This window comes from gamma proteobacterium symbiont of Axiagastus rosmarus, from assembly GCF_059730925.1.
In genome coordinates this window covers 1,075,438-1,092,749 of sequence record NZ_AP035925.1, presented here as the reverse complement: position 1 = coordinate 1,092,749, position 17,312 = coordinate 1,075,438, and the positions used below count along the sequence as shown (strand labels likewise).

Here is a 17,312-nt window from a genome sequence, read left to right as displayed (position 1 = left end):
GGCGCTTTTCTGCGCTTTATTACGGTTGACAACAGGCGGCAATCGCCGCGATATCCTGTGGCGTGGTGCGACAGCAGCCGCCTATCAGCCGTGCGCCCGCCTGTTGCCATTCGGGGAATTTATCGTGCAGCGTGCAGCCAGACGGCGCCGAGTGCCAGCTTTTGCTGACCGCATCATACTGCTCGCCGGAGTTAGGATAGACCAGCAGCGGCTTGTCCGTCAGCGCCTGTAGCGTTTGCAGCGCCGGCGTCACGCTCTCCAGCGCCACGCAGTTGAGGCCGACAGCGACCACCTGCGGCGCGGCATTGATGACTTCCGCCACCTTGCTCAGCGGCGTGCCGTCACTCAGGTGTTGCGCATCGCGCAGCGTGAAGGAGAACCACGCGCTGCTGTGCGGGAACTCCGCCAGCAGGCTAATCAGCGCCTGAATTTCACCAAACGACGGCAGCGTTTCACACGCCAGCAAATCCACGCCCGCCTCCAGCAGCGCCGCCACGCGCGGACGGTGGAAATCTTTCATTTCGGCAGCCGGCAAGGCGTAGTCGCCACGATACTCGGCGCCGTCGGCCAGATAAGCGCCGTAAGGACCGACCGATCCGGCCACCAGCAGCGGTGCCTCGCTGCCAGAAGCAGCACGATAATCGTCGCGCGCGCGCTGGGCCAGCGCCACGCTCTGGCGGATCAGCGCGCTGGCCTGGCCGCTATCCAGTCCGCGGGCGGCGAAGCCCAGCGGCGTCGCCTGATAGCTGGCGGTGATCGCCACATTAGCGCCGGCGGCGAAATAGTCATAGTGCACCTGATAAATCAGCTCGGGATTTTCCATCAGCACTTTGGCTGACCACAGCGTATCGGCCAGATTACAGCCGCGCGCCTCCAGCTCTGTCGCCAGCGCGCCATCCAGAATCAGGGTATCAGTGTGGGTCAGGGCCGCAGCGATGGGGTTACGCGACATCATCGGTCTCCTTAGCGTTGAAAGCGTGTTGGCGTTTTTGCGTCAGATAATAAGCAGCGTAGCAGAACAGTACAAAAGGAATGCCGCACCATAGTGCGATGCGCTGTGACGGGTCAAAGGCCAGCCCGATGCACGCCAGCAGACACAGGGTAAATCCGAGGATCGGCACCAGCGGATAGAACGGCGCGCGGTACGCCAGCTGCTGCGGCGTATTGCCCGCCTGCAGATAGCGACGACGGAACATGTAGTGTGAGGCGCAAATGCTCAGCCACACCGCTACCACAGCAAAGCCGGAAATCGCTGACAGCGCCACAAACACCGTATCCGGCGCGATCACGCTGGAAAATAGCGCCAGCAGGCCGCCGAGCATACTCACAGTGATGGCCAGCTGCGGAATGCCGCGCCGGTTCACCCGGGCAAAGCAGCGCGGCAGCGTGTTTTCATTGGCCAGCGACCACAGCATCCGTCCTGAGGCGTACAGTCCGGAGTTCGCCGCTGACAGGATCGCGGTGAGGATCACGAAGTTGAAAATATCCGCCGCGTACGGGATGCCGATCTTTTCGAACACCAGTACGAACGGACTTTTAACGATGCCCGCCTGATCCATCGGGATCAGCGCGGCCAGCACAAACACCGTGCCGATAAAGAAGATGATCAGGCGCGCCACGGTGGTGCGAATCGCCAGCGGCAGCGCTTTCTGCGGCTGCTCGGTTTCACCCGCCGCAATGCCGATCAGCTCGGTCCCGGAGAAGGCAAAATTCACCGCCACCATGGTCATCAGAATCGGCAGCGTACCGTGCGGCAGCCAGCCGGAAGCGGTCAGGTTATGTAATCCCGGTGCCGCGCTGCCGTCCTTCATCGGGATGAACCCCAGCATCGCCGCCGCGCCCAGCACGATAAAGGCAATGATGGTGATCACTTTAATGATGGAGAACCAGAACTCTCCTTCGGCAAAGAAGCGCGTCGAGACACTATTCAGCAGATAGATGGCGACACAGAACACCAGGCACCACAGCCACACCGGCACCGTCGGAAACCAGTACTGCATGCAGAAACCGGCGGCGGTGAGGCTGGAGCCGAGCGCCACCGTCCAGGTGAGCCAGTAGAGCCAGGCCACGGTGTAACCGGTCGCCGGACTGAGGTAGCGCGCGGCGTAGACGTGAAATGCGCCGGTTTCCGGCATCGCCACCGCCAGCTCGCCAAGACACACCATCACCAGCCATACCACCAGCGCACCAATCAGATAGGCCAGCAGCGTGCCCGCTGCGCCGGTGGTGGAGATGATGTAGCCGGTGTTGAAAAACAGCCCGGTGCCAATCACGCCGCCGAGCGACAGCATCACCAGATGCCGCACCTTCATGCTGCGCTTGAAGTTTGCCTGCGAAGGCGTCGGTTCAGTTTGCATTCTTTATATCCATATGGACGTCTAAACTTCTATATGGACACAGAGTTATACGCATCCGCGCGGCAATTTGCAACGTGGGAAAGGGTAAGGATTGGGAAAGCGTGTGCGGCCCCGCCGCGACGGGGCACACCAGTCAGGCGCCGAAGACGCCCTGCAGATAACGCTCAAGCGCCATGCGCGAGCTAAAACCGTGGGGAATACCGTAATGCTCCTGCGAATCCCCCATCAGGTAGAGAGGGAACTGCGTGTAGTGGTCGCAGGTTTTCATCTCTGATGCGGGTTCAGCGAAGTGCTGACTTTTTTCTTTCAGGGTGGGATGAATGATCAACGCTGTGCGCCCCATGCGGGCTTCGCGATTCACATAGACATAGTTTTCGCCACGGCGATAACCATAAGTTTTGGGTGTCAGGACGTCCATTTCGAATCCTGCTTTTTCCAGTACGCGCGCTACCTCATCCGGACGTAAATACATGCTTGCTCCTCTCTTCTCACAGCCCCGCAACCTTACATCAGCACGACAGCACAGGACATTCGGAATTTCCCTAAAGCCTGGCACACGGCTGCGTTTAGTCACGTTTCGTCTACACTTAGTATTACGTTTTAAGTCAAAGGGAGCGAAAAATGTTTAATCGAACCAGCAAAAACGATGACATTGATATCAATCAGGATGTAAACGAACTGGCCGATTCGCTTGAAGCCTTACTGAAATCTTACGGCAGCGAAGCCAAAGATGAAGTGGATAGCGCACGCAGCCAGGCGCAGGCCCTGCTGAAACAGACGCGCGCTAAACTCAACGGCAGTGGCAACCGCGTGACTCAGGCCGCGCGCGATGCGGGTTATCAGGTGGATGCTTACGTGCATGACAAACCGTGGTACGGCGTGGGTGTCGGTGCCGCCGTCGGTCTGGTGCTGGGCGCACTGCTGATGTCACGCCGCTAAATCGCTAAAAATCATCAGGAGCCTCGCGCATGCGGGGCTTTTTTTTTGCGCGTCACTCCGCATTAGCGCGCCGATGCGGCGGCTGTCAGCTGGTTAAAATTGCCGCAAAACCCTTTACAAAAATTTTTTCCCTGCGCCAGGGCGCATCATCGCTGGCATTCGCCCTAATCTGACTACTTAAATCACAAAACCCTATATCTGGTGGGCTTGACCACCAATACCACTACATCTAGTATTCAACACATCAACTCGCTACCAGATGTCAGCAGGGACGACGTTCGCAGCAAAAGGGTTTTTGCTTCGTATCTCGCAACCTGACCACAACCAGAGGGAAATACGAATCATGCGCATTATTATTTACACCAAGAGCCAGTGTGTCCAGTGTGACGCGACCAAAAATGCCATGGATCGCAGTGGCATCGACTATCAGCTGATTAACCTCGATAGCCAGCCGGAAGCCATCGATCAGCTCAAATCGCTTGGCTATCGCCAGGTGCCCGTGGTGATGACGCACAACGACCACTGGAGCGGCTTCCGTCCCGACAAAATCGCCGGCCTGCGCCAGCTCGCTGCCGTCGGGGGATAAAGCGATGTTTCCACTGGTCTATTTTTCCAGCCAGTCGGAAAACACGCACCGGTTTATCACCCGTCTCGGCCTGCCTGCGCGGCGTATTCCGCTCGACGCCACGCAGCGCCTGCACATCGACCAGCCCTACATTTTAGTGGTGCCGAGCTACGGCGGCGGCAGTGCGCGTGGGGCAGTGCCGAAACAGGTGATTCAGTTCCTTAATGATGACGCCAACCGGCGCGGTATTCGCGGTGTGATTGCTGCGGGCAATCGCAACTTTGGCGCGGGCTTCTGCCTGGCGGGCGACATCATTGCGCAGAAATGTCAGGTTCCCTATCTCTACCGCTTTGAACTGATGGGAACCGCCGACGATATTGCCCATGTTAAAGCGGGAGTGACCCAATTTTGGCAACGACAGACACCCTGAACAGCACACAGCTGGACTACCACGCGCTCAACGCGATGCTGAACCTGTATGACGCCGAAGGCCGCATCCAGTTCAGCAAAGATCATGAAGCCACACGCCAGTTTTTCCTGCAGCACGTCCAGCCCAACAGCGTGCCATTCGACTCGCACGGCGAGCGTCTGCGCTATCTGGTGGCCGAAGGCTATTATGAAGCCGGGGTGCTGAACCAGTACGATTTCGCCTTCCTGTGCCAGCTGCACGAAGAGGCTGACGCCTGGGGCTTCCGTTTTCACACCTTCCTCGGTGCGTGGAAATTTTATACCAGCTACACGCTGAAAACCTTCGACGGCAAACGCTATCTGGAAACCTTTGAGCAGCGCGCCTGTATGGTGGCGCTGACGCTGGCGCGCGGTAATGAAACGCTGGCGCGGGAACTGCTGGCCGAGATGCTGAGCGGTCGCTTCCAGCCGGCTACGCCCACGTTCCTAAACTGCGGTAAACAGCAGCGCGGCGAGCTGGTCTCCTGCTTCCTGCTGCGCATTGAAGACAATATGGAGTCGATTGGCCGCGCGGTGAATTCGGCGTTGCAGCTGTCGAAGCGCGGTGGCGGCGTGGCGTTTCTGCTCTCCAACCTGCGTGAATCCGGCGCGCCGATCAAGCGCATTGAAAATCAGTCGTCCGGCGTAATTCCGGTGATGAAGATGCTGGAAGATGCATTCTCCTACGCCAATCAGCTTGGTGCGCGTCAGGGCGCGGGCGCGGTGTGGCTGAATGCGCACCATCCGGATATCCTGCGCTTCCTCGATACCAAACGTGAAAACGCTGACGAGAAGATCCGCATCAAAACGCTGTCGCTCGGCGTGGTGATTCCGGATATCACCTTCCAGCTGGCCAAAGAGAACCGCGATATGGCGCTGTTCTCGCCTTACGACGTTGAGCGTATTTACGGCAAGGCGTTTGCTGATATCAGTATCAGCGAGCACTACGAGGCGATGCTGGCCGACGATCGCATCCGTAAAACCTTCATCAAGCCGCGCGACTTCTTCCAGACGCTGGCGGAAATTCAGTTTGAGTCCGGCTATCCCTACATCATGTATGAGGACAGCGTGAACCGCAGCAACCCGATTGCCGGTCGCATCAACATGAGTAACCTGTGTTCGGAGATCCTGCAGGTTAACAGCGCCAGCGAGTATCACGACGACCTGAGCTATCGTCGCGTCGGTAAAGATATCTCCTGTAACCTCGGCTCCCTGAATATCGCCCACGCCATGGACTCGCGTAATCTGGCGCAAACCGTGGAAGTGGCGGTGCGTGCGCTGACGGCGGTTTCCGAGATGAGTGACATCACCTCCGTGCCGTCGGTGGCGGAAGGCAATCGCCGTTCGCACGCTATCGGTCTCGGGCAGATGAACCTGCACGGCTATCTGGCGCGTGAGGGTATGGCTTACGGTTCGCCAGAGGCGCTGGATTTCACCAACCTCTATTTCTACTGCGTGACGTATCACGCCCTGCGTACCTCCAACCTGCTGGCGCAGGAGCGCGGCACGAGTTTTGACGGCTTTGCGCAGTCGCAGTACGCCAGCGGTGCCTATTTCGACAAATATACCCAACACAGCTGGCAGCCGCGCACTGCCCGGGTGGCGCAGATTTTTGCCGATGCCGGCATCGCCCTGCCCGACCAGGCGGACTGGCAGGCACTGCGTGCGTCGGTAATGCAGCACGGTTTGTATAACCAGAACCTGCAGGCGATCCCGCCGACCGGCTCCATCTCTTATATCAACCACGCCACGTCGAGCATCCACCCGATTGTGTCGCGCATTGAGATCCGTAAAGAGGGCAAAACCGGCCGCGTGTATTACCCGGCTCCGTTTATGACCAATGACAACCTTGCGCTGTATCAGGATGCTTACCAGATTGGTCCCGAAGCGATTATCGATACCTACGCCGAAGCCACCCGGCACGTCGATCAGGGCCTGTCGCTGACGCTATTTTTCCGCGATGACGTCACGACGCGCGATATCAACAAAGCGCAGATCTACGCCTGGAAGAAAGGCATCAAAACCCTCTATTACATTCGACTGCGTCAGATGGCGCTACAAGGCACGGAGGTACAGGGCTGCGTTTCCTGTGCACTGTGATGATGACTATGCAACTTAAACAGATTCAGGCGATTAACTGGAACCGCATCCAGGACGAGAAAGATCTCGAAGTGTGGAACCGTCTTACCAGCAACTTCTGGCTGCCGGAGAAGGTGCCGCTGTCCAACGATCTGCCGGCATGGCAGTCGCTCGACCCGCAGCAGCAGCAGCTGACGATTCGGGTATTTACCGGTCTGACGCTGCTCGACACCATTCAGAACGTCATTGGCGCACCGGGACTGATGGAAGATGCGCTGACGCCGCACGAAGAGGCGGTGCTGTCGAACATCAGCTTTATGGAAGCGGTACATGCGCGCTCTTACAGTTCGATCTTCTCCACGCTGTGTAACACCGCCGACGTGGATGCCGCTTACCGCTGGAGCGAGGAGAATGCCGCCCTGCAGAATAAGGCGAAAATCGTGCTGGATCACTACCGCGCCAGCGATCCGCTGAAGAAGAAAATCGCCAGCGTCTTTCTGGAGTCGTTCCTGTTTTACTCCGGCTTCTGGCTGCCGATGTACTGGTCAAGCCGCGGCAAGCTGACCAACACCGCCGATCTGATTCGACTGATTATCCGTGATGAAGCGGTGCACGGTTATTACATCGGCTATAAGTACCAGAAAGCGCTGGAAACCGTTGACGACGCGCGCCGCGCTGAGCTGCAGCAGTTCGCCATCAATTTACTGCTGGCGCTGTATGAAAACGAGGTGGTGTACACCGAAGCGCTGTATGCCGACGTGGGCTGGGCCGAAGAGGTGAAAACCTTCCTGCATTACAATGCCAACAAGGCGCTGATGAACCTGGGTTACGAAGCGCTGTTCCCGGCGGAGCTGACGGCGGTGAATCCGGCGATTCTGTCGGCGCTGTCGCCCAACGCCGATGAAAACCACGATTTCTTTTCGGGTTCCGGTTCATCGTATGTGATGGGCAAAGCGGTTGAAACCGAGGACGAGGACTGGAATTTTTAGTCGCGTGCGGTGCGCGGTAAAGGGTTGCGCATTTGCACTGTAAGCGGTGCGCATCAATGCGCACCCTACGGTTGGGTTAATGATGTCGCCTGAAATGCCCCCAGCGGTTAGGTTGATGCATCTGTAGGGTCGGCATTTATGCCGACCGGAACCCGCCCCAGCGGTTAGGTTGATGATACATCCACAGGGTCGGCATTTATGCCGACCAGGTTAATTTCATGCCGATCCCACCATGTTCTGCTCATTCATTTTCCTCTCCTGCATTCCCGCCGTTCCCCTGAAATAAGGTTAATTCCGCGCGTGATTATTTTACCTATTTAGCGCCATTCATCGCCGGAATATTTCGCCTGACTAAGCGTGATTTATCCGCCTTCCGGCAATAATTCTGGCCGAAACCGGTTTAATTTCACAAAAAATTCAGAAAAAATTTATCCCGTCTCATCCCTTGCAGGCACTGGAATTAGCCACTGTCGCACCATACGTGTCACGCCAGATATTTCCGTCAAGGGTTGTCAGATAATCTCACTATGCTACGGTATAGGCGCTTAAATTTACGCAGGGTACAACAAGAAATAGTCAGACATTTAACCAGGAATTTCATTACTGCATGGCAATTAAACTCGAAGTAAAGAATTTATATAAGGTATTTGGCGATCATCCCGAAAAGGCATTTAAGCTGATTGAAAAAGGCGAGAGTAAAGAGAGTATTCTGGCGAAAACCGGCCTCTCACTCGGCGTCAAAAATGCCAGTCTGGCCATTGAAGAAGGCGAGATCTTTGTCATTATGGGGCTGTCCGGCTCCGGCAAGTCCACTATGGTTCGCCTTCTCAATCGTCTGATCGAGCCGACACGCGGCCAGGTGATTATTGATGGCGTCGATATTGCCAAAATATCCGACGCAGAATTGCGTGATGTGCGCAGAAATAAAATCAGCATGGTATTCCAGTCATTCGCACTGATGCCGCACATGACGGTACTAAATAATACCGCGTTCGGCATGGAATTAGCTGGCGTGGCGCTGCAGGAGCGGCAGGAAAAAGCGCTCGACGCGCTGCGTCAGGTTGGACTGGAAAATTATGCTCACGCCTGGCCTGATGAACTCTCCGGCGGAATGCGTCAGCGTGTTGGATTAGCCCGCGCACTGGCGATTAATCCGGATATATTGCTAATGGACGAAGCCTTTTCCGCACTTGATCCATTAATTCGCACGGAAATGCAGGATGAACTGGTAAAACTGCAGGCGAAACATCAGCGCACCATCGTGTTTATTTCCCACGATCTGGATGAAGCGATGCGTATTGGCGACCGCATCGCCATCATGCAGGGCGGCGAAGTGGTGCAGGTCGGCACGCCGGATGAAATCCTCAATAATCCGGCCAACGATTATGTGCGCACCTTCTTCCGCGGCGTGGATATCAGTCACGTCTTCAGCGCCAAAGATATCGCCCGCCGCAGCGCCGGCGCGCTGATTCGTAAGGCCGCCGGTTTCGGTCCGCGTTCGGCGATCAAACTGCTGCAGGATGAAGACCGCGAATATGGCTACGTGCTGGAGAAACAGAAATTCATCGGCGTCGTCTCCACTGACTCGCTGAAAGCGGCACTCGCCGCCGGTGAAGGGCTGGATAACGCGCTGCTCGACGCACCGCTGGCGGTTCCTGCCGATACCTCGCTTAACGATTTGCTCTCTCATGTCGCGCAGGCGCCCTGTGCGGTGCCGGTGATCGGCGAAGATCAGCAGTACGTCGGTATCATTTCCAAAAGCACGCTGTTACGCGCTTTAGATCGTGAAGGAGCCCAGCCATGAGTGCACAAAACGCCAATCCATGGGAAAGCGCCAGCCAGACCAGCGCACCACCCGCCACCAGCAACGCCGCCGCAGCCAGCAGCGATCCGTGGTCCGCGACAGGCAGCAGCACACCGGCTGACAGCAGCGCCAGCGCCGCCGATGCCTGGGGCAACGCCGCCGGCAGTACATCGGATGCTGCCAGCAGTGGTGGACACGATGCCGTCAGCAGCGCCGCCAGCAGCAGCGACTGGCTGAGCAGCGCACCGGCCGCGGCACCGGAGCACTTCAGCCTGCTGGATCCGTTCCACACCACGCTGATTCCGCTGGATCGCTGGGTCACCGAAGGCATCGACTGGGTAGTTACCCACTTCCGCCCGCTGTTTCAGGGCATTCGCGTGCCGGTGGATTATATCCTCAGCGCCTTCCAGCAACTGCTGATGGGTCTGCCTGCGCCAGTGGCGATCGTGGTGTTTGCGCTGATTGCCTGGCAGATTGCCAGCCCGGCGATGGGCCTCGCCACGCTGATATCGCTGGTGCTGATTGGCATGATCGGTGCCTGGTCCCAGGCGATGGTGACGCTGGCGCTGGTGCTCACCGCCCTGCTGTTCTGCGTACTGATTGGCCTGCCGCTTGGCATCTGGCTGGCGCGCAGTGAGCGCGCGGCGCGCATCGTGCGGCCCCTGCTGGATGCGATGCAAACCACGCCGGCGTTCGTCTATCTGGTGCCCATCGTCATGCTGTTTGGTATCGGCAACGTGCCGGGCGTGGTGGTGACGATTATCTTTGCCCTGCCGCCGGTGGTGCGTCTCACCATACTCGGTATTAAGCAGGTGCCGGCTGACCTGATCGAAGCCAGTGAATCTTTCGGTGCCAGCCCGCGCCAGATGCTGTTCAAGGTCCAGCTGCCGCTGGCGATGCCGACCATTATGGCTGGCGTCAATCAGACGCTGATGCTGGCGCTGTCGATGGTGGTCATCGCCTCGATGATTGCCGTTGGCGGTCTGGGCCAGATGGTGCTGCGCGGTATTGGCCGTCTCGATATGGGGCTCGCCAGCGTGGGCGGCGTCGGTATCGTGATCCTCGCCATCATTCTCGACCGCCTGACGCAGTCGGTAGGTCGCGACAGCCGCAGCCGTGGCAGCCGCCACTGGTACAGCAGCGGGCCGCTGGGTTTGTTGCTGCGTCCATTCAGTAAAAAAGCCTGATTTCTTTGGGCGGCCCGCTGCGGTCGCCCGTCTCCGACGTCACACGTAAAATAAGGAATGACTATGCGCAAGACAGCTCTATTCGCCGCCGTCCTGACCACGGTTGCCGCGACGCACGTGTCCGCCGCCGACCTTCCGGGCAAAGGCATTACCGTTAAACCGGCTCAGAGTACCATTTCCGAAGAGACCTTCCAGACGCTGTTGGTGAGCCGCGCGCTGGAGAAGCTGGGCTACACCGTTGAGAAGCCGAGTGAAGTGGATTACAACGTGGCTTACACCACCATTGCCGGCGGTGATGCCACGTTTATCGCTACCAACTGGCAACCGCTGCATGACGACATGTACAAAGCCGCCGGCGGTGATAATAAATTTTATCGCCAGGGCACCTACGTCAGCGGTGCCGCGCAGGGTTACCTGATCGACAAGAAAACCGCCGATCAGTATCACATCACCAACATTGAGCAGCTGAAAGATCCAAAGCTGGCCAAACTGTTTGATACCAATGGCGATGGCAAAGCAGACCTGACCGGCTGTACGCCAGGCTGGGGCTGTGAAGCGGTGATTAACCATCAGATCGAGGCCTACAAACTGAGCGATACCGTGGTACACAACCAGGGTAACTACTCGGCGATGATTGCCGACACCATTACGCGCTTCAAACAGGGTAAACCGATTCTCTATTACACCTGGACGCCATACTGGGTCAGCGACGTGCTGAAGCCGGGTAAAGATGTGGTGTGGCTGCAGGTGCCGTTCTCCTCACTGCCAGGCGCGCAGAGTAAAGTGGATACCAGACTGGCCAACGGCGCCAACTATGGCTTCCCGGTGAACACCATGCATATCGTGGCCAACAAAGCCTGGGCGGAGAAAAATCCGGCGGCGGCAAAACTGTTTGCTGAAATGAAGCTGCCGATTGGCGACATCAATGCCGAGAACGCCGCGATGCATGCCGGTCACGCCTCAGAAGCGGACATCAACGGCCACGTTGACGGCTGGATCAAAGCTCATCAGGCGGAATTTGATAAATGGGTTAGCGACGCCATGGCGGCGGCGAAATAAGCCCACGCGGCACCTCGTCTCAGCCACGTGGTGCCGCCATTTTCCGCCCTCCCGCCCTGTCAGTAAGCGAAGCGTGCGCTATAGCGCACTGGTACGTCCTGTTAATTAACACAACATTGAAATAATTTTTTGGGTTACTATTACCCACATATGATTATTTACCCGCTTTTCCCACCAGCTATGTATCCTTTCCACCGCCCGCATCGGGTCGGCCGCGCCAGGATGAGTCTGCGTTATCGCTGGCATTCACCCTGCCACGTGCCGGTTATACCGCAGACGACGAACGGAATTCATCACGCCGCTGATGCTGGCGCGTTACCCGGACTAACCGGTGCCTTGTCGATTAACCCATTGATTTACTCCGGCAAAGCCAGCCGGGAAAAGTGTTTAGAAAACGTAAAGATCAATGCAAAGTGGTGAGCGATACTGTTCATTAATGATTGGCTTTGTTATGGTTAGCCACACAGTTATTCACCTAAGTTATTTTTACTCGCGAAATTATTCAATCCACTGAAGGTTTCGCTTAGCGAATTGATGACGATGGCGGCTTTGTCTGCAAAGCGGCTGGTCAGGGCGCAGAGCCCAGGGTTATGGACCGACCTGGAACGCCAGGTGCTGACAGTGTGACGGTGCAAACAATCACAGGCGGAAAATATGACTACGCTTAATCTGTCACCCTCATTATTATATTTGTTGCAACTAAGAGGTTTTTAATGGAAAGCTCGTTTACTCCCATTGAGCAGATGCTAAACATCCGTGCTAATCGCCACAAAGATTTTCCGCTGCAGGAGATCATCCTGACCCGTCTGTGCATGCACATGCAGGGTAAGCTGCTGGATAATCGCAACAAAATGTTGAAGGCGCAGGGAATTAACGAAACTTTATTCATGGCGCTGATTACGCTGGACGCGCAGGAAAACCAGAGCATTCAGCCTTCTGAGCTGAGCTCGGCGCTGGGTTCTTCCCGCACCAACGCGACGCGTATCGCTGATGAACTGGAAAAGCGCGGCTGGATCGAGCGTCGTGAGAGCGATAACGATCGCCGTTGCCTGCACCTGCACCTGACGGAAAAAGGTAACGAATTCTTACGTCAGCTGCTGCCACCACAGCATCAGAGCCTGCAGTATCTGTGGTCCTCGCTGACCGATACCGAGCAGGAGCAGCTGGAAGCCATCACGCGTAAGTTGCTTAACCGTCTCGATAAAATGGACGAAGATCAGGTTATCGCTTCCCTGTCGCGTTAATAGCAAGAACTGCGACACAATCACCCACCGAAATCGCTATTTTAATCCCCTTTTATCCGGCCAGCGTTGCAAACGCTGGCTTTTTCGACTCGGGCGACCGTGTTGATGGATCAACACATCCCGACTAAATGGCAAACGTGGAGAACGACATGAGTGCGACAGCGGAAGCTCAAAGCCCGCAACAGCCCGCGAACAAAAAGAAGAAGCGCAAAGGTGCGCTGATCCTGCTGGCTATCGTGTTTATCGTGATTGGTGTGGGTTATCTGGCTTACTGGTATCTGGTGCTGCGCCACTTCCAGGAAACCGATGACGCCTACGTGGCAGGCAACCAGGTGCAGGTGATGGCCCAGGTTTCCGGCAGCGTGAATAAAGTGTGGTTCGAGGATACGGATCGGGTAAAAAAAGGCGACATTCTGGTGTCGCTGGATAAAACCGATGCGCAGCAGGCATTCGAGAAAGCGCAGACCGCGCTGGCCACCAGCGTGCGCCAGACGCACCAGCTGATGATCAATGGCAAACAGTATCAGGCCACCATCAAGCTGCAACAGACCGCGCTGGATCAGGCCGAATCCGACCTGAAACGTCGCGAGCCGCTCGGTGCCGCCAATCTGATTGGTCGCGAAGAGCTGCAGCACGCGCGTGATGCCGTGGCCACGGCGAAAGCTCAGCTGGACGTGGCGATTCAGCAGTACAACGCGAACCAGGCGATGATCCTGAATACCGACCTCGAAAACCAGCCGGCGGTGAAACAGAGCGCCGCTGAGCTGCGCGATGCCTGGCTGGCGCTGCAGCGCACCGACATCCGCAGTCCGATGGACGGTTATGTCTCGCGTCGTAGCGTGCAGGTCGGTTCACAGATCTCCACCAGCACACCGCTGCTGGCGGTGGTGCCGGCCACCAACCTGTGGGTTGACGCCAACTTTAAAGAGACGCAGCTGGCAGGCGTGCGCATCGGTCAGCCCGCCACGGTCATCAGTGATATCTACGGCGATGATGTGGAGTATCACGGCAAAGTGGTTGGTCTGGATATGGGCACCGGTAGCGCCTTCTCGCTGCTGCCAGCGCAGAACGCCACCGGTAACTGGATCAAAGTGGTACAGCGCCTGCCGGTGCGTATCGAACTCGATCCGCAGCAAGTGGCGCAACATCCGCTGCGTATCGGCCTGTCCACGCTGGTGAAAGTAGATACCCAGAACAAAGATGGCGCCGCGCTGGCCAGCAATGTCCGCACCCAGGCCGCGTATGAAAGTAACGCGCTGGCAATCGACCTTGCGCCGGTTAACCAGCTGATCGCTGACATTGTCCGTGCCAACGCGCAATAACCTCGCGGGAGGCTGTTATGGCACAAAAGCCGCTTGAAGGTGCGCCGTTAGTTCTGATGACCATCGCCCTGTCGCTGGCGACGTTCATGCAGGTACTCGACTCCACCATCGCTAACGTGGCGATCCCGACCATCGCCGGTAACCTCGGGGCGTCCAACTCGCAGGGCACCTGGGTGATCACCTCGTTCGGGGTGGCGAATGCCATCTCGATCCCGATCACCGGCTGGCTGGCAAAGCGCGTCGGTGAAGTGAAGCTGTTCACCTGGTCGACCATTCTGTTCGCGCTGGCCTCATGGGCGTGCGGCATGTCCGAAAGCCTGGAGATGCTGATCTTCTTCCGCGTGATTCAGGGCGTGGTGGCCGGTCCGCTGATTCCGCTGTCGCAAAGTTTGCTGCTGAACAACTACCCGCCGGCCAAGCGCAGCGTGGCGCTGTCGCTGTGGGCGATGACGGTGATCGTTGCGCCGATCTGCGGTCCGATTCTCGGCGGCTGGATCAGCGATAACTATCACTGGGGCTGGATCTTCTTCATCAACGTGCCGATTGGCGTGGTGGTGGTGATGCTGACGCTGCAAACCCTGCGCGGACGCGAAACCAAAACTGAGATCCGCCCGATCGATATGGTCGGTCTGGTGCTGCTGGTGGTGGGGATTGGTTCTCTGCAGGTGATGCTTGACCGCGGTAAAGAACTCGACTGGTTTGGCTCAACCGAAATCATCGTGCTGACGGTGGTCGCGGTGGTGTCGCTGGCCGTGCTGCTGGTGTGGGAGCTGACCGACGATCACCCGATTGTCGATTTGTCGCTGTTTAAGAAGCGAAATTTCACCATCGGCTGTCTGTCGATCAGTCTGGCTTACATGCTGTACTTCGGCTCGATCGTCCTGCTGCCGCAACTGCTACAGGAGGTATACGGCTATACCGCCACCTGGGCAGGGCTGGCATCGGCGCCGGTGGGGATCATTCCGGTGATTCTGTCGCCGATCATTGGTCGCTTCGCCCATAAGCTGGACATGCGAAGGCTGGTGACCTTTAGTTTTATCATGTACGCGGTGTGCTTCTACTGGCGTGCGTATACGTTTGAGCCGGGGATGGATTTCGGTGCCTCCGCGTGGCCGCAGTTTATCCAGGGGTTCGCGGTGGCCTGCTTCTTTATGCCGCTGACCACCATTACGCTGTCCGGCTTGCCGCCAGAGCGTATGGCGGCGGCCTCCAGCCTGTCGAACTTTGTGCGTACGCTGGCGGGTTCAATCGGAACGTCGATCACCACCACCATGTGGACAGACCGCGAATCGATGCACCACAGCTACCTGTCGGAATCGGTTAATCCATTCAATCCGAATTCGCAGCAAATGTATGACCAGCTGCAAAGCATGGGTATGACGCAGCAGCAGGCGTCGGCTTATATCGCCCAGCAAATTACTAATCAGGGCCTGATTATCTCGGCTAACGAGATCTTCTGGGCATCGGCGGGGGTGTTTCTGGTCCTGCTGGTTCTGGTGTGGTTTGCCCGACCGCCGTTTGGCGCGGGCGGTGGCGGCGGTGGCGCGCACTGAGTGACAGAAACAAAAACGGGCCACAGCGGCCCGTTTTTTTATTTATGCGTTCTGACGCCACCACTCGGCGAGCAGGATACCGGTCGCGACCGAAACGTTGAGGCTTTCAACATTGCCGGTACCGCCAATCGACAGGCTGATATCGCCCTGCTGGAATGCGCTGTCTGACAGACCTTCACGCTCCTGACCCAGCACCAGTACCATTTTGGCTGGCAGCGCCGCCTGCGCCAGCGGCGTACCGGCGTGGCTGGATGTGGTCACGATGGTGTAACCGGCTTTGCGGAACGCTTCCAGACCCGCAGCAAAGCTTTCACCGCTGATCGCCTGAACGTGCTCTGCACCACCTTCAGCCGTGCGAACTGCGGCACCCGACTCCAGCAGCGAGGCATCATTGACCAGCAAACCTTTGACGCCAAAGTGTGCGCAGCTGCGCATGATACCACCAAGGTTGTGCGGGTTGCTGACATCTTCCAGCGCCAGTACGCAGTCTTTGCTCTGCGCCTGCTGCAGCCATTCCGCCACCGGCATGCCCATGCGCTTCTTAATAATGAAGCACACGCCGCCGTGGTGTTCAGTCCCGGACGCTTTCGCCAGCTCGGCGTCGTCCACCACGTGATAGGCTTTGCGGTTTGCCGCCAGCCAGCGCAGGGTTTCGCGGAAGCGCGGCGTGACGCTTTGCACAAACCAGGCACGGACGATGCTTTCGGGACGGCTCTGGAACAGCGCCTGGCAGGCGTTTTCGCCATACACGCGCGTCTCTTCCTGACGCTGACGGCGAATCAGTTCCGGGTCGATAACCGGCTTGCTGCTGGCCGCTTCGTCACCCGCATCCGCTTCAGCGGCGACAGGCGGACGTGACACGGTGCGCCACGGTGAATCACTGAAGCCGCGATCGTCCCGATCGCTGCGACGACCGCGCGCGCTATCGTCACGCGGACCGCGCGAACGGCCAGCATCGTCACGTGGACCACGCGAACGCCCGGCATCGTCACCACGAGCGGTGCGCGGACGACCGCTCTCTTCATTATTACGGGTGCTGCGAGGACCAGAGCGACGATTCTCTTCCTGGCGCGCAGCAGGACGGCCGCCTTTGCCGGTACGGGGATTTGGCTTCTGACCGCCCTCCTCATCACGTACATACATCACTTTTACCTTGCCGCTTTTGCCTTTAAATTCGTCGTTCATCTGTTCCTCCAGCATTGAGAGCGCGAAGATTACCTGATGTGTCGGCGCTTAGCTATCAACTATTGAACCTATTGCTTAATCCAGATTGAGCATAGCATTCAACCTTTTCATAATGTTCACCAATCCTAAGATTTACAGGTCCGGTTTGAGGTGACGATGAATACTGTATGTGCCTCCTGTCAGGCAACTAACCGCGTTCCCGAGGAACGTCTGGCCGACGGAGCCAAATGCGGTCGCTGCGGCGATGCGCTGTTTAGCGGTGAAGTGGTGAATGCCACGGCGGCCACGCTGGATAAATACCTGCAGGACGATCTGCCGGTCGTGGTCGACTTCTGGGCGCCATGGTGCGGCCCGTGCGTGAACTTCGCGCCGGTGTTTAAAGACGTCGCCGACGAGCGGCGCGGCAAAGTGCGCTTCGTGAAAGTGAACACTGAGGCGGAACCTGCGCTCAGCACGCGTTTTCGCATCCGCAGCATCCCAACCATTATGCTGTTCAAAAACGGTGAGATGGTGGACATGCTGAACGGTGCGATGCCGAAAGCGCCATTCAACGAATGGCTCGACGAATCACTCTAATCCCCC

At 57.5% G+C, this 17,312-nt stretch carries 16 protein-coding genes; 12 read left to right on the top strand and 4 right to left on the bottom strand.

Translation table 11 applies throughout. From position 1 onward, the window contains the following. Positions 1-19: 19 nt before the first annotated feature. The 3 genes from mmuM to AC6I8F_RS04970 form a co-directional block, all read right to left on the bottom strand. Positions 20-952, bottom strand: a complete 933-nt coding sequence (gene mmuM, locus AC6I8F_RS04980; RefSeq protein WP_498028784.1) for a homocysteine S-methyltransferase — start codon at positions 950-952, stop codon at positions 20-22. Beyond that, a complete protein-coding gene (gene mmuP / locus AC6I8F_RS04975; RefSeq protein WP_166719519.1) occupies positions 942-2,357 on the bottom strand; it encodes an S-methylmethionine permease in 1,416 nt (471 codons plus the stop codon). The genes mmuM and mmuP overlap by 11 nt, the downstream gene beginning before the upstream one ends. A 133-nt stretch (positions 2,358-2,490) precedes the next feature. Next, positions 2,491-2,829, bottom strand: a complete 339-nt coding sequence (locus AC6I8F_RS04970) for a DUF2002 family protein (protein ID WP_021506475.1) — start codon at positions 2,827-2,829, stop codon at positions 2,491-2,493. A gap of 149 nt (positions 2,830-2,978) precedes the next feature. On the opposite strand from AC6I8F_RS04970, the gene AC6I8F_RS04965 reads away from it, so the two are divergent. The 11 genes from AC6I8F_RS04965 (at position 2,979) to emrB (ending at position 15,545) form a co-directional block, all read left to right on the top strand. After that, on the top strand, positions 2,979-3,296 hold the full coding sequence (locus AC6I8F_RS04965; RefSeq protein WP_021506474.1) for a DUF883 family protein: 318 nt from the start codon (positions 2,979-2,981) through the stop codon (positions 3,294-3,296). Between the two features lie 343 nt (positions 3,297-3,639). Next, on the top strand, positions 3,640-3,882 hold the full coding sequence (nrdH, locus tag AC6I8F_RS04960) for a glutaredoxin-like protein NrdH (protein ID WP_021506473.1): 243 nt from the start codon (positions 3,640-3,642) through the stop codon (positions 3,880-3,882). A gap of 4 nt (positions 3,883-3,886) precedes the next feature. After that, positions 3,887-4,291, top strand: coding sequence for a class Ib ribonucleoside-diphosphate reductase assembly flavoprotein NrdI (gene nrdI / locus AC6I8F_RS04955; RefSeq protein ID WP_021506472.1), 405 nt, complete (start codon positions 3,887-3,889; stop codon positions 4,289-4,291). Then, positions 4,270-6,408 carry a class 1b ribonucleoside-diphosphate reductase subunit alpha gene (nrdE, locus tag AC6I8F_RS04950; protein ID WP_498028582.1) on the top strand — a complete coding sequence of 713 codons (2,139 nt, stop codon included), beginning with the start codon at positions 4,270-4,272 and terminating at the stop codon, positions 6,406-6,408. The genes nrdI and nrdE overlap by 22 nt, the downstream gene beginning before the upstream one ends. An 8-nt stretch (positions 6,409-6,416) precedes the next feature. Beyond that, positions 6,417-7,376 (top strand): class 1b ribonucleoside-diphosphate reductase subunit beta, encoded by a 960-nt coding sequence (nrdF, locus tag AC6I8F_RS04945; RefSeq protein ID WP_498028581.1) that lies wholly within the window; start codon positions 6,417-6,419, stop codon positions 7,374-7,376. Positions 7,377-7,983: 607 nt separating this feature from the next. After that, the gene (gene proV / locus AC6I8F_RS04940) at positions 7,984-9,180 is read left to right on the top strand and encodes a glycine betaine/L-proline ABC transporter ATP-binding protein ProV (RefSeq protein WP_021506469.1); all 1,197 of its coding nucleotides are present in this window, start codon (positions 7,984-7,986) and stop codon (positions 9,178-9,180) included. Further along, the gene (gene proW / locus AC6I8F_RS04935) at positions 9,177-10,367 is read left to right on the top strand and encodes a glycine betaine/L-proline ABC transporter permease ProW (protein WP_021506468.1); all 1,191 of its coding nucleotides are present in this window, start codon (positions 9,177-9,179) and stop codon (positions 10,365-10,367) included. The genes proV and proW overlap by 4 nt, the downstream gene beginning before the upstream one ends. Positions 10,368-10,430: 63 nt before the next feature. After that, complete coding sequence (proX, locus tag AC6I8F_RS04930) at positions 10,431-11,426, top strand: glycine betaine/L-proline ABC transporter substrate-binding protein ProX (protein ID WP_058770893.1); 996 nt, start codon at positions 10,431-10,433, stop codon at positions 11,424-11,426. Positions 11,427-12,139: 713 nt separating this feature from the next. Further along, the gene (gene mprA, locus AC6I8F_RS04925) at positions 12,140-12,670 is read left to right on the top strand and encodes a transcriptional repressor MprA (RefSeq protein WP_021506466.1); all 531 of its coding nucleotides are present in this window, start codon (positions 12,140-12,142) and stop codon (positions 12,668-12,670) included. A 149-nt stretch (positions 12,671-12,819) separates the two neighbouring features. After that, positions 12,820-13,992, top strand: coding sequence for a multidrug efflux MFS transporter periplasmic adaptor subunit EmrA (emrA, locus tag AC6I8F_RS04920; protein ID WP_058770894.1), 1,173 nt, complete (start codon positions 12,820-12,822; stop codon positions 13,990-13,992). 17 nt (positions 13,993-14,009) lie between these two features. Further along, positions 14,010-15,545, top strand: a complete 1,536-nt coding sequence (gene emrB, locus AC6I8F_RS04915) for a multidrug efflux MFS transporter permease subunit EmrB (RefSeq protein WP_021506464.1) — start codon at positions 14,010-14,012, stop codon at positions 15,543-15,545. A 42-nt stretch (positions 15,546-15,587) separates the two neighbouring features. Here emrB and AC6I8F_RS04910 read toward each other — a convergent pair whose 3' ends face one another. Further along, positions 15,588-16,730 carry a tRNA/rRNA methyltransferase gene (locus AC6I8F_RS04910; RefSeq protein ID WP_021506463.1) on the bottom strand — a complete coding sequence of 381 codons (1,143 nt, stop codon included), beginning with the start codon at positions 16,728-16,730 and terminating at the stop codon, positions 15,588-15,590. Positions 16,731-16,886: 156 nt separating this feature from the next. Here AC6I8F_RS04910 and trxC point away from each other — a divergent pair, with 156 nt between their 5' ends. Next, positions 16,887-17,306 (top strand): thioredoxin TrxC, encoded by a 420-nt coding sequence (gene trxC / locus AC6I8F_RS04905; protein WP_021313847.1) that lies wholly within the window; start codon positions 16,887-16,889, stop codon positions 17,304-17,306. The last annotated feature ends 6 nt before the right edge of the window (positions 17,307-17,312 follow it).